General features: G+C 51.2%; 11 protein-coding genes. 10 read left to right on the top strand and 1 reads right to left on the bottom strand.

What is annotated here, in order from left to right; translation table 11 throughout:
- From mraY to lpxC, 10 genes are all read left to right on the top strand, one after another.
- A complete protein-coding gene (gene mraY, locus INT21_RS12740) occupies positions 1-1,083 on the top strand; it encodes a phospho-N-acetylmuramoyl-pentapeptide-transferase (protein ID WP_089037724.1) in 1,083 nt (360 codons plus the stop codon).
- A gap of 59 nt (positions 1,084-1,142) precedes the next feature.
- Positions 1,143-2,537: a UDP-N-acetylmuramoyl-L-alanine--D-glutamate ligase gene (gene murD, locus INT21_RS12735; RefSeq protein ID WP_193061385.1), complete on the top strand. Its 1,395-nt coding sequence runs from the start codon at positions 1,143-1,145 to the stop codon at positions 2,535-2,537.
- Positions 2,534-3,715, top strand: coding sequence for a putative lipid II flippase FtsW (gene ftsW, locus INT21_RS12730; RefSeq protein WP_089037726.1), 1,182 nt, complete (start codon positions 2,534-2,536; stop codon positions 3,713-3,715). Before murD ends, ftsW begins: the two co-directional genes overlap by 4 nt.
- 18 nt (positions 3,716-3,733) lie before the next feature.
- Positions 3,734-4,831 carry an undecaprenyldiphospho-muramoylpentapeptide beta-N-acetylglucosaminyltransferase gene (murG, locus tag INT21_RS12725; protein ID WP_193061308.1) on the top strand — a complete coding sequence of 366 codons (1,098 nt, stop codon included), beginning with the start codon at positions 3,734-3,736 and terminating at the stop codon, positions 4,829-4,831.
- 53 nt (positions 4,832-4,884) lie between these two features.
- On the top strand, positions 4,885-6,297 hold the full coding sequence (gene murC, locus INT21_RS12720; RefSeq protein WP_193061386.1) for a UDP-N-acetylmuramate--L-alanine ligase: 1,413 nt from the start codon (positions 4,885-4,887) through the stop codon (positions 6,295-6,297).
- On the top strand, positions 6,294-7,235 hold the full coding sequence (locus INT21_RS12715) for a D-alanine--D-alanine ligase (protein ID WP_193061309.1): 942 nt from the start codon (positions 6,294-6,296) through the stop codon (positions 7,233-7,235). Before murC ends, INT21_RS12715 begins: the two co-directional genes overlap by 4 nt.
- Positions 7,232-7,945, top strand: coding sequence for a cell division protein FtsQ/DivIB (locus tag INT21_RS12710; protein ID WP_089037729.1), 714 nt, complete (start codon positions 7,232-7,234; stop codon positions 7,943-7,945). Before INT21_RS12715 ends, INT21_RS12710 begins: the two co-directional genes overlap by 4 nt.
- A 318-nt stretch (positions 7,946-8,263) precedes the next feature.
- The gene (ftsA, locus tag INT21_RS12705) at positions 8,264-9,553 is read left to right on the top strand and encodes a cell division protein FtsA (protein WP_089037730.1); all 1,290 of its coding nucleotides are present in this window, start codon (positions 8,264-8,266) and stop codon (positions 9,551-9,553) included.
- 34 nt (positions 9,554-9,587) lie between these two features.
- Complete coding sequence (ftsZ, locus tag INT21_RS12700; RefSeq protein ID WP_089037731.1) at positions 9,588-10,766, top strand: cell division protein FtsZ; 1,179 nt, start codon at positions 9,588-9,590, stop codon at positions 10,764-10,766.
- Positions 10,767-10,926: 160 nt separating this feature from the next.
- Positions 10,927-11,838: a UDP-3-O-acyl-N-acetylglucosamine deacetylase gene (gene lpxC, locus INT21_RS12695; RefSeq protein ID WP_089037732.1), complete on the top strand. Its 912-nt coding sequence runs from the start codon at positions 10,927-10,929 to the stop codon at positions 11,836-11,838.
- 96 nt (positions 11,839-11,934) lie between these two features.
- Here the strand turns inward: lpxC and INT21_RS12690 are convergent, their stop codons facing one another.
- Positions 11,935-12,411 carry a DUF721 domain-containing protein gene (locus tag INT21_RS12690; RefSeq protein WP_193068239.1) on the bottom strand — a complete coding sequence of 159 codons (477 nt, stop codon included), beginning with the start codon at positions 12,409-12,411 and terminating at the stop codon, positions 11,935-11,937.
- Between the last annotated feature and the right edge of the window lie 18 nt (positions 12,412-12,429).

Raw genomic sequence — 12,429 nt, 5'->3', positions numbered from 1 at the left:
ATGTTACTTCACCTGGCGAATTTTCTAGCCCAATATCAGTCTACTTTCCAAGTTTTTAACTATTTAACCTTACGTGTCATTCTCGCAGCGTTAACGGCCCTCATGCTATGCCTGTGGCTTGGGCCCTGGGTTATACGCCGGTTAGTGGAAGGCCAGATTGGCCAAGCAATTCGTGATGATGGCCCTCAATCTCATTTGTCTAAAGCAGGTACGCCCACGATGGGTGGGGCAATGATATTGTTGGCTATTGCTATCAGCACGCTGGTCTGGGGCGATTTAACCAATCATTATGTTTGGGTGGTGCTGCTGGTCACATTAGGCTTCGGGGCTATTGGCTGGGTCGACGATTATCGCAAGGTTGTTGAAAAGAACCCGCGTGGATTACCCGCTCGTTGGAAGTATTTCTGGCAGTCGGTGGTGGGTATTGGCGCTGCATTGGTGCTTTATCTCACGGCCGCGACACCGGCTGAAACTAGCTTATTGATCCCGATGTTTAAAGATGTCGCGTTGCCGCTTGGCGTGTTCTATATCGTGTTGACCTATTTTGTGATCGTTGGCAGCTCTAACGCAGTCAATCTCACGGATGGCCTTGATGGCCTAGCGATCATGCCCACTGTGCTGGTGGCGATGGGCTTGTCCGTATTTGCCTATGCAAGCGGGAATGCTGTGTTTGCCAACTATTTACATATTCCTTTTATTCATGGGACCGGCGAATTGGCTGTTTTCTGTGCCACTATTGCTGGTGCGGGCCTGGGCTTCTTGTGGTTCAACACTTATCCCGCTCAAGTGTTTATGGGTGATGTAGGGGCGCTGGCGCTAGGTGCCGCGCTAGGCGTTGTCGCCGTTATTGTGCGCCAAGAAATTGTGCTGTTTATTATGGGCGGTATCTTTGTACTTGAAACGGTCTCGGTGATTCTTCAAGTTGGCTCTTATAAGCTTACCGGTCGGCGTATTTTCCGTATGGCGCCGTTGCATCACCACTACGAGTTGAAAGGTTGGCCAGAGCCGCGGGTCATTGTGCGTTTCTGGATTATTACCGTCGTACTGGTGCTGTTAGGGTTGGCTACGCTTAAAGTTCGATGATTAGCAAAGTAATAGCGGCAGTGTTGCCACTATTAGCGTGATGCACAAAGGAGCCGGTCATCGTGCGAGTCGCAAATGGAATCACCGTTGTTATTGGCCTGGGAATTTCTGGGCAAGCTATTTGTCGGCATTTGGCGCGTCAAGGCGTGCCATTTATGGTGGCAGATACGCGAGCCGAGCCTCCGGGGCTACACGCTTTTCAGAACGAAAACCCCAATGTTGAGGTTTATTGTGGTCCGTTAACGGCGCTTGATTTTACAGATGCCTACGAAGTGGTGGTCAGCCCTGGTGTCGATCCTCATTCGCCAGGGCTTGATGGCTTGCTAGAGCGTTATAATCCAGCAACGGGGGAGCCCGTACTGGTAGGTGAGATTGCTTTGTTTGTTCGCGCGGTGAATGCGCCGATCGCCGCTATTACTGGCTCTAATGCCAAGTCAACTGTTACGACATTACTCGGCGAGATGGCTAGAGTGGCTGGTGTTAAAGCTGCGGTGGGTGGCAATTTGGGTACGGCTGCATTGGATTTATTAGCTGAATGCCCTGATGCCGAGCTTTACATCCTTGAACTCTCAAGCTTTCAGCTGGAAACAACGCCTCATTTGGGTGCTAAAGCGGCTGCTTTTTTAAACCTCTGTGAAGATCACTTAGATCGTCATGGAGATATGGTGGGTTACCGCCGCGCTAAGCAGCGTATTTTTCGCGGTGCGCAATCAGTCATTGTCAACGCGGATGATGCGCTCACTTGGCCAGAGTCGCCTGTTGATCATGTAGAGCGTTTTACGGCCTTCGCACCCGCAGGTAATGACTGGGGGGTAGTTGAAAAAGGGGGCGAGTTAACGCTGTTCCAAGGTGATACTGCTTGGCTTGGCACAGCAGCTCTCAGCATGGCAGGGCGGCATAACTATGCCAATGCACTAGCAGCCTTGGCAATGGGTAAGGCGTTGGGCTTCGCAAAAGCACCGATGTGCCAAGCATTAACTGCTTTTAAGGGGCTGCCCCATCGTAGTGAAGTAATCGCTCGTATCAATGACGTTATGTGGGTGAATGATTCAAAAGGTACTAACGTTGGCGCTACGCTGGCCGCCATTCAAGGCATCAGCGCATCGCTGACAGGGAAAGTAATATTATTGGCCGGTGGTGTCGGCAAAGGTGCTGACTTTACCCCTCTGGCGATGCCTCTGGCAGAGAGCGCTAAAACTGCGGTGCTATTTGGTGCTGACGCACGCCGTCTTGAGGCCGCTATCTCATCTGCTGTTCCAGTGCATCTAGTCAACGATTTAACTCAAGCGATGGAAGTGGCCTGGGAAATAGCTGAACCCGGCGACTGTGTATTGCTGTCACCCGCCTGCGCAAGCCTAGATCAGTTTGTCAATTACCAGGCGAGAGGCGATGCCTTTCGGGATTGGGTTGAGCAGAAGCATAAACAGCATAATCACTCAGGAGAGAGGTTATGAGTCGAGTGCAGCGTATCCGCGATACTTTGACAACGCGGCATTTACCCTCCGATGTGTGGTTGATCGTCGCCGCCGTAGCGTTAGCTGGGTTAGGCTGGGTGATGGTAAGTTCGGCATCGGTAGGTCTGCTTGAAAATACCTATCACTACTCTCGGCAGCATGGCATTTTTCTATTTCTGGCTATATTGGCTTGTTTTTTTATGCTGTGTGTTCCTTTGGAAGCATGGCGGCAAAACGCAGCGCTGATTTTGCTAGTGAGCATCATCATGCTAGTGCTGGTGCTCGTGGTTGGTCAGGAAGTTAACGGCAGTAAACGCTGGATTTCACTACCTGGTCCCTTGCCTAGCCTGCAAGTTTCCGAGCTTGGAAAAATCGGTTTGATTTTTTACATGGCGGCTTTCATGTCCCGCTTTACCTATGACCTACGCCAACGGGCATTCAGTATGTGGCGACCTTTAGCGGTGCTTGCCGTTCCGGCGGGGCTGCTTTTTCTTGCTCCCGATTTTGGCGGCATGGTGGTATATACCGTGTGCGTTATTGGTATGTTAATGATGAGCGGCGCTTCACTTACCCTGCTATTTGGTAGTGGTGGCGTATTGGCTGTTGGCGCCGTCATGATGGTCGTTATGGAGCCTTACCGATTAGCGCGGTGGACGAGCTTTTTGGACCCATGGGCTGATCAGTTTGCCACTGGCTATCAGCTTACTCAGGCGCTGATTGCTTTCGGTCGTGGGCATGTGACCGGTACTGGTTTAGGTAATAGTGTTCAAAAACTTCACTACCTGCCTGAAGCTCACACCGACTTTATTTTTGCTGTCATCGCAGAAGAACTCGGCATGATGGGGGCCATTCTCGTTGTACTGCTATTTACCTTGCTCATTACCAGGGCAATGTTGATTGGTCGTCGTGCAGAATTGGCAGGCCATTTATTTGGTGCCTATGTCAGCTATGGCATAGGTTTCGTTATCGCAGCTCAGGCATTTATTAATATGGCGGTAAGCTCGGGGCTGTTGCCAACGAAAGGGCTAACATTGCCGTTGATTAGCTATGGCGGTTCAAGTTTATTGGTAACCGGTATGATGATTGGCTTGTTGTTGCGCGTAGATGCGGAGACGCGTCACCGTCCGCGTCGTGTATCGACACCCTATAAATCACGCCATGAACCTCGGTTACCGTAACTACTCAAGGAGTTGTTTGTGACGACGAACGCACGTCGACGCATTTTAATTATGGCAGGAGGTACCGGAGGTCATGTTATTCCGGCGCTTTCGCTAGCACGTTCGCTCAAAGCCCACAATGTCGACGTTGAGTGGCTGGGAAGCCCAAGAGGGATCGAAAATCGCCTAGTACCAGAAGCAGGTATTACGCTTCATACCATCGACATAAGCGGTCTGCGTGGCAACGGAGTAACTGGCTGGCTGAAGGCACCGCTGAACCTTTCCCAAGCCGTACTGCAAGCTCGAAAGGTAATTCGCCGCTTCAATCCTGATGTGGTGGTTGGGTTAGGCGGGTTTGCCAGTGGCCCAGGTGGGCTGGCAGCGTGGCTTTCCAGGGTGCCATTGGTGATACATGAACAAAATGCTATTGCTGGGCTGACCAATAAAGTGCTCTCAAAATTGGCGACTCGCACATACGCGGCGTTTGCTGAGGCTTTTGGTGACAAGGCAGAAGTGATTGGCAATCCGGTGCGAGAAGATATTGCTGCACTGGGTGAGCATCCAAGGAGTGCTTCTGAACTGGCCGTTCGCCCGCTGCGGTTATTAGTTGTTGGTGGTTCGCTAGGAGCGGTCGCACTGAATGAGCGTTTACCGCCCGGGCTGGCGGGCTTGCCGCCAGAGCGACGCCCTGATGTTCGCCATCAAGCGGGCAAAGACCGAGATGTGGCGACGGCAAGCGCCTATGTCGAGCATGGAATTGTGGCGGATGTTACTCCCTTTATTGACGATATGGCGGCTGCGTATAAGTGGGCCGATTTAGTCGTTTGTCGTGCCGGAGCGCTAACAGTGGCAGAGCTTGCCGCAGCTGCAAAGCCCGCCTTGCTAGTGCCGTTTCCATTTGCTGTTGATGATCATCAGCGGGTCAATGCTGACGTTTTAGTAAAGGCCGGGGCAGCACTTTGTGTCACACAGTCTGAGCTGACCCCCGAGCGATTAACACACTATTTAGATGAGCTATTAGTCCCTAGCGTTTTGTCAGGCATGGCTTCTAAAGCCCGCCAGGCGGCCTACTTAGAGGCGACTGAGCGTCTTACGAAGGGATGTTTAGCGCTGGTTAAACAAGGAGAGACTGCGTGACCGACTCTATTAATAATGCGTTGCACTCGGGTGTCCGTCCAAGCGGCCCTGGTATGCGCCGTATTAAGCGTTTGCACTTTGTTGGCATCGGTGGCGCAGGTATGTGTGGAATCGCTGAAGTGCTCGCAAATCAGGGTTACAGCGTCAGCGGTAGCGATATGAAGGCATCGACTGTTGTTGAGCGCCTTCGACAGTGTGGCGTTAACGTTGCTATCGGTCATGCTGAAGAGAATGTGGTAGGCGCTGACGTCGTGGTTGTCTCCAGCGCCATTGATGCAACAAATCCTGAAATCCGTTGGGCTCATGAGCATCGTGTGCCCGTGGTTAGGCGTGCTGAAATGCTGGCCGAACTAATGCGCTTTCGCCATGGCATTGCTGTCGCAGGAACCCATGGAAAGACGACCACAACCAGTTTGACGGCAACGTTGCTGGCGGAAGGCGGATTGGATCCCACCTTTGTGATTGGTGGAAAACTTACCAGTGCTGGCGCTAACGCTCGGTTGGGTGAGGGTGATTATCTAGTCGCTGAGGCAGATGAATCGGATGCGTCGTTTCTTCATCTGCAGCCAATGGTCTCTATTGTGACGAACATAGATGCAGACCATATGGCGACCTATGGTGGGGATTTTGAGCGCTTAAAAAGCACATTCATCGAGTTTCTGCATAATTTGCCGTTTTACGGGCTGGCAGTGCTGTGTATTGATGACGCTAACATTCGGTCGATGCGTGACCAGGTAAAACGTCAGTTTGTCACCTACGGTTTCGATGAAGATGCTGACTACCGCATTGTGGACTTTACTCAGCAAGGCGGTGAAGTCTCGTTCACCGCAGTGCGTCCTGGGGAAGCTGCTCCATTGGCTATTCGGCTAGCAATGCCCGGTCGCCACAATGCGTTAAACGCGATGGCGGCGATTGTTGTAGCAACGGATGCTGGGGTAAGTGACGATGCCATTCTTCGTGGGCTGGCAAGTTTTGCCGGTGTAGGGCGCCGCTTTCAAGTGCATGGCCACTTCAGCGCCCCCAATGCTGATGGCGATATCATGTTAGTAGACGATTACGGACACCACCCCCGTGAAGTTGACATGGTTATCCAGGCAGTTCGTGCAGGTTGGCCCGAACGTCGATTGGTCATGTTGTACCAGCCGCATCGCTACAGTCGCACCCGCGATCTTTATGAAGATTTCGTTCGTGTGCTTTCTCAAGTGGATACGCTCGTTCTATTGGATGTTTATAGCGCTGGGGAAGCTGTGATTCCAGGCGCGGAGGGTCGCACCCTTGCTGGGTCTATTCGTCAGCGAGGAGAAGTCGATCCATTGTTCGTTGAGCATAAGCAGGAGCTACCTGCGCTGTTAAGCAAGCTGCTGCGTCCTGGGGATATTTTTATTACTCAAGGCGCTGGTGATGTGGGTGGTATTTCGCTTCGTTTCGCGCATGCCAAATTATCGCTAGATAAGGTAGAGCTATGAGTACAGCAATGTCATTGAATGACCCCTTGGCACGCGTTGTTGTTGTTTATGGTGGTACTTCAGCAGAGCGCGAAGTGTCGCTTAAAAGCGGTGCGGCTGTGCTTGACGCGTTAAAGCGTCAAGGTGTCGATGCCATTGGCTATGATCCAAAAGAAGAGGGTTTGGTAGGGCTAGAACGCCTTGCCCCAACGGCTATTTTTGTGGCTCTTCATGGTCGTGGTGGCGAAGATGGTACGCTGCAGGGAGCGCTAGAGCTTTTAGGGCTGCCCTACACTGGCAGTGGGGTGTTGGCGTCAGCGTTAGCAATGGATAAGCAGCGTACGAAGCAAGTCTGGCAAGCCGTAGGGCTACCCACCCCTCAAAGCATCATGCTCAGCGAGACATCTGATTGGTCTATGGTGGTGTCGCAATTAGGTTTACCAATGATGGTAAAGCCTGTTCACGAAGGTTCCACGCTGGGGATTAGTATCGTTAAAAGCCAGGAGGCACTAGAAGCGGCCTATCACGAGGCGGCGAACTATGACGCCCGTGTCATGGCTGAGCGGTTCATTGTAGGTGAAGAGTATACCGTTGCTCTGCTTGATAATGACGTGTTGCCGGCAATTCGTGTCGAAGTCCCAGGCGGTTTTTATGATTACGAAGCCAAATACATTGCTAACACTACTCAGTATCACCTGCCCAGTGGCTTAGCATCTAGTGACGAGCAGGCCTTGGCAGAACTATGCAAGAAAGCGTTTGATGCTGTAGGTGGCGAAGGCTGGGGGCGTGTAGATGTGATGCGCGATGCGATAGGCAAGTTTTGGCTGATTGAAGTTAATACTGTGCCAGGAATGACGGATCATAGTTTAGTGCCTCAAGCGGCGGCGCATGCGGGCATAGAGTTTGATCAGTTGGTGTTGCGTATACTGAATACTGCGGTTCAACGCAGCTGCTCATGAAGAAGCGTAATGCGTGGTTAGGCCTCATATTGCTGGCACTGTTACTAGGTGCTGGTGGGCGTGCCTTATGGCTATGGTTAGATAAGCCTATTGAGCGTGTGTCTATTCGTGGCGAGTGGGAATATGTGAGTGCTGATTACCTCCGTACTCAGCTAGCGCCACTCGTTCAAGAGGCAACTTGGCTCTCGGCAGATTTAGGTGAGCTACGTAGGCGTGCATTGAAAATTGGCTGGCTGGATGAAGTTAGAATTTCCAGAGAGTGGCCAAATGCACTTGTATTTGAGCTGGTAGAGCAAACGCCAGTGGCCCGCTGGAACGATGATTTTCTACTTAACCCCAAAGGTGAGTCGTTTGCGTTTGCGCCACTAGGTGTGCCTCAAGGGCTCCCTGATTTGGCTGGGCCGACGGGAAGTGGCGAAGAAGTGCTTACTTATTATCGCCGCTTAACGCCTCATTTCCAGGGATTATCGTTGTCACTTTCTCAATTACGCCTAGAGCCTCGTGGTGCATGGCGGCTCCAGTTAAGTAATGGTGCCTGGGTAATGTTAGGAAGACGTCAGCATGAAATCCGATTAGCTCGTTTGTCGGCATCGTGGCAGCGTGAGCTTGCTCAGGTTGGTGAGCATATTCGCTATATTGACTTGCGTTACCCCAATGGTGTTGCAGTTGCCTGGCACGGAGAAAGTGACTTTGCAGAAGAGGATGAGTAATAAGCGACTTACAATGTGCAAAAAGTAGGTAAATGTAAGTGGTTGCCAACAGCGAAAAGCCATGAATAGGGTTTAAATCGCACACAAAGGCGATTATCGTAGGCGTGCGCTAGTCGTATTGTCAGTATTGTTTCTATACTATGTTATAGCTGATGCTTTTTTATGGGCTTTTTTATTTAATCATGATCAGCATTTGGCTTGATATTACGGTAGGCGTCAATGTTATTCAGCGTGATTTTGTATCGCCGTTTTAACAATGTTGGCGCAGTTACGACTAACAAGTTTCTTTTAAAATTTTTCTAGGAGATTATCCGACTCATGGCAGGCTCACCCAACGCATCCAATATGGTTGTCGGGCTGGACATTGGAACGTCCAAAGTCGTCGCGATAGTCGGTCAACCCACCGATGACGGCGGGATTGAGATAGCGGGTATCGGCTCTCATCCATCACGCGGCATGAAGCGCGGTGTGGTCATTAATATCGAATCAACCGTGCAATCTATTCAGCGTGCTGTTGAAGAAGCGGAATTAATGGCTGGTTGTGATATTCATTCTGTCTATGTCGGCGTTGCTGGTAGCCATATCAGTTCAATGAACTCAGATGGTGTGGTTGCTATTAAAGAAAGGGAAGTCACACCATCCGATATCGAGCGCGTTATTGACTCAGCCCGCGCACGTGCGGTCTCGGAAGGGCAGCGTGTATTACATGTATTGCCCCAAGAGTTCTCAATCGATGCTCAAGGTGGTATCCGTGAACCTTTAGGAATGTCAGGCGTTCGTTTAGAGGCGCAGGTTCACCTTGTGACAGCGGCATTGAACGCCGTTCAAAATATTGAGAAATGTGTTAGGCGATGTGGTCTGGACGTTGACGCAATCATTCTTGAACAGCTAGCTTCTAGTATGGCGGTGCTTACCGAAGACGAGCGAGAATTAGGCGTTTGCATGGTGGATATTGGTGGGGGAACCACTGATATGGCCATTTTCAGTGAAGGTGCCATTCGCCATACTGCCGTTATACCGATAGCGGGCGACCAAGTCACTAATGACATAGCAATGGCATTGCGCACACCAACGCAGCATGCCGAAGAGATTAAAGTTAAATACGCTTGCGCACTGACACAGCTGGCGGCAAGCGATGAAATGATTAAAGTTCCCAGCGTAGGAGATCGTCCGGCTCGTGATTTATCGCGACAGGCACTTGCTGAAGTGGTTGAGCCGCGTTACGAGGAACTATTTACGTTGGTGAGAGACGAATTACGCCGTAGTGGCTATGAAGATATGGTGGCTGCTGGTGTTGTGCTCACTGGTGGCACCTCGCGTATGGAAGGGGTTAGCGAATTGGCAGAAGAGATTTTTCATATGCCTGTTCGTATTGCATGTCCGCAAAATGTCAAAGGGTTGGCTGATGTGGTACGCAATCCAATTTATGCAACAGGTGTGGGTTTACTGCATTATGCATTGCAAGAAGCGCGACATGGGCAAGGCCTAGAAAGCCACGGGGAAGTCGTTGCTGCGCATAAAGGACGCAACGAAGTCGTCAGGCGTGATATCAAGGAAGGTCAATCGGCGCTGGTAAGAATTAAAGGCTGGTTCAAAGGAAATTTCTGACAGGGCCGCAAGCGCGGTTCAGGAGACGGGGCTTATGTTCGAATTGGTAGATAACGCACCCTCGAGCAGTGCGGTCATCAAAGTGGTCGGTGTTGGCGGTGGCGGTGGCAACGCGGTCAACCACATGGTCGAAAGTAATATCGAAGGCGTTGAGTTTATCTGCGCTAATACCGACGCTCAAGCGCTTAAGCGAGTGTCTGCAAAAACAGTCTTGCAGCTTGGTGGTGAAATCACCAAGGGGCTTGGGGCCGGTGCCAATCCTGAAGTCGGCCGTCAAGCCGCCATGGAAGACCGTGACCGCATCGCTGAGTTATTAACCGGTGCAGATATGGTATTCATCACGGCTGGCATGGGTGGTGGTACAGGTACCGGCGGTGCGCCTGTTGTTGCTCAGGTTGCCAAAGAGTTAGGTATTTTGACGGTTGCCGTGGTAACTCGCCCCTTCCCGTTTGAAGGGCCGAAGCGCATGCGCGCCGCTGAAGAAGGTATGAAAGAGCTTTCTGAGCACGTTGATTCGTTGATCACTATTCCCAACGAAAAACTGCTTTCTGTGCTAGGTAAGAACGCCACGCTGCTAACCGCCTTCAGCGCTGCTAACGATGTGTTGTTGGGGGCCGTTCAAGGTATCGCAGAGCTGATTACCAGCCCAGGCATTATTAACGTCGATTTTGCTGATGTTCGCACCGTTATGTCCGAAATGGGCATGGCGATGATGGGTACCGGTGGGGCAACTGGCGAGAATCGTGCTCGCGAAGCGGCTGAAAAAGCCATTCGTAGCCCGCTACTTGAAGACATTGATCTGCACGGTGCTCGCGGTATTTTGGTTAATATTACTGCTGGCCCTGACTTGTCGATCGGTGAGTTCAATGACGTAGGTGCTACAGTTCAAGAGTTTGCTTCTCAGGAAGCAACTATTGTGGTGGGTACCTCTATCGACATGGAAATGTCCGATGAGCTACGTGTGACCGTGGTGGCTGCTGGGCTGGATGGTAACAAAGGCAAAGTTGCCTCACGTGAGCCAGTGCGTCGGTCTGCTGCTGAAGCGTCCTCAGATTACCGCAAGTTGCAACAGCCAACTGTCATGCGTCAGCAGGCAACGGCGCGTAAAGAAGCGCCTGAGCCCGCTGCAAAACCTCGGGCCGAGAAGCGTCGCGCGCCTGATGCAGATGACTATTTGGACATTCCCGCATTTTTACGCCGTCAGGCAGATTAACTGACGCTATCGGGGTCATTGAAACAGCAAACGAGAGTTTTATTGGTTAAAACGCTCGTTTGCTGTTAAAGTGAACACTGTTTCTTAACTTTCTTTCCCCTAGCGGTACTTGTCGGCACTTTTGCCGGTGACCGCCGTCATTAGAGTTCGACCACTGCCCATGATCAGACAACGCACATTACAAAACGTCATTCGCGCCACCGGAGTGGGTCTGCACTCTGGCAAAAAAGTCCACTTGGCTTTGCGCCCGGCGCCAGCTAATACCGGAATTGTATTTATCCGGACCGACCTGGAGCCTGTGGTTCACGTGCCGGCTCGTGCCGAATTGGTGGAAGACACCACATTATGCACCGCGCTTTCTTACCGCGGTGTGAAAGTCGCGACGGTCGAACATTTAATGTCGGCATTTGCTGGATTGGGCATTGATAATGCCTATGTCGATGTAAGTGCGCCTGAAGTGCCTATCATGGACGGCAGCGCCAGTCCATTTGTGTTCTTAATTCAGTCAGCTGGCATTTTAGAGCAAGATGCACCTAAGCAATTTATCCGCATTAAGCGTCGTGTTGCCGTCAGTGATGGCGACAAAGAAGCCGTCTTTTTGCCTCATCAAGGGTTTAAAGTCTCCTTTTCAATCGACTTTAATCACCCTGTATTTGAGCAACAAAAACAAACCGCGTTAATCGATTTTTCAACAACGTCGTTTGTGAAAGAGGTTTCTCGTGCACGTACCTTCGGGTTTATGCGCGATCTGGAATTTTTGCGATCCAATAATCTTGCGCTTGGCGGTAGCTTAGACAATGCCATTGTTGTCGATGATTACCGCATCGTTAACGAAGGTGGCTTGCGCTATGACGATGAGTTCGTCAAGCATAAAGTGCTGGATGCTATTGGTGATTTGTACCAACTTGGCCACAGTTTGATTGGTGAGTTCCAGGGGGTTAAATCAGGCCATGCGCTCAACAATCGGTTGTGCCGCGAGTTGTTAGCGCAGCCCGACGCCTATGAAATCGTCACCTTTGAAGAAGACAAAGCGGTTGCACCTATCTCTTACTCGGCACCTGCAATGGCATAGATTGCACGCTTGTTGGGCGGGTGAGTTGCATGTGGCAATAGTAAAAAGCACCGCTAAAGCGGTGCTTTTTTGCGTATTGGCGCTGGCAATGCATGGCTATGAATGTTTGTCATCTGAATGATTAGGTGCATGCGCCGCAAGACGCTCCAGGGCGTTTCTAAGCGAGGGGTTGTCAGTGTCTTTAGCGCATTCAGTTAGCGTTTTTCCTGCGTTTTCTGAGAGGGTGCGCGTGTAGCGCTTGGGGCTTTCAATCGGCCGAACGGGCCGCACTTTCAAAGTAAAGCCAGTAACGCTTTCAAACCCTGGCAACTGATGCAGTAGGGTTAGCAATCGCGGCTGTTCATAGCGTAACCACGTTAGCCAGCTTGCTTGGCCACTTATTAGCGTCAATCGTCCGTCCCGAAAGCCCCCGACGAAAATATGCTCACGCATTGCTTCAGGAAGGTGGGCGCGTAAATGGCGCTGAGCCTGATCAATTAAGCGGGACTGTCGCATAAGCTGTCCAGCGCTGCCCGACTTAGTCAGCAGTTGGGTAATGGGCTGTGCGCGGGATCGCTTAACCTTTATACTCATTAACTTGATTCCTGGAAC

It is taken from the genome of Halomonas sp. 3F2F (assembly GCF_014897805.1).
Classification (GTDB): Bacteria; Pseudomonadota; Gammaproteobacteria; order Pseudomonadales; family Halomonadaceae; genus Vreelandella.
This window is presented reverse-complemented; position numbering and strand designations above follow the sequence as displayed.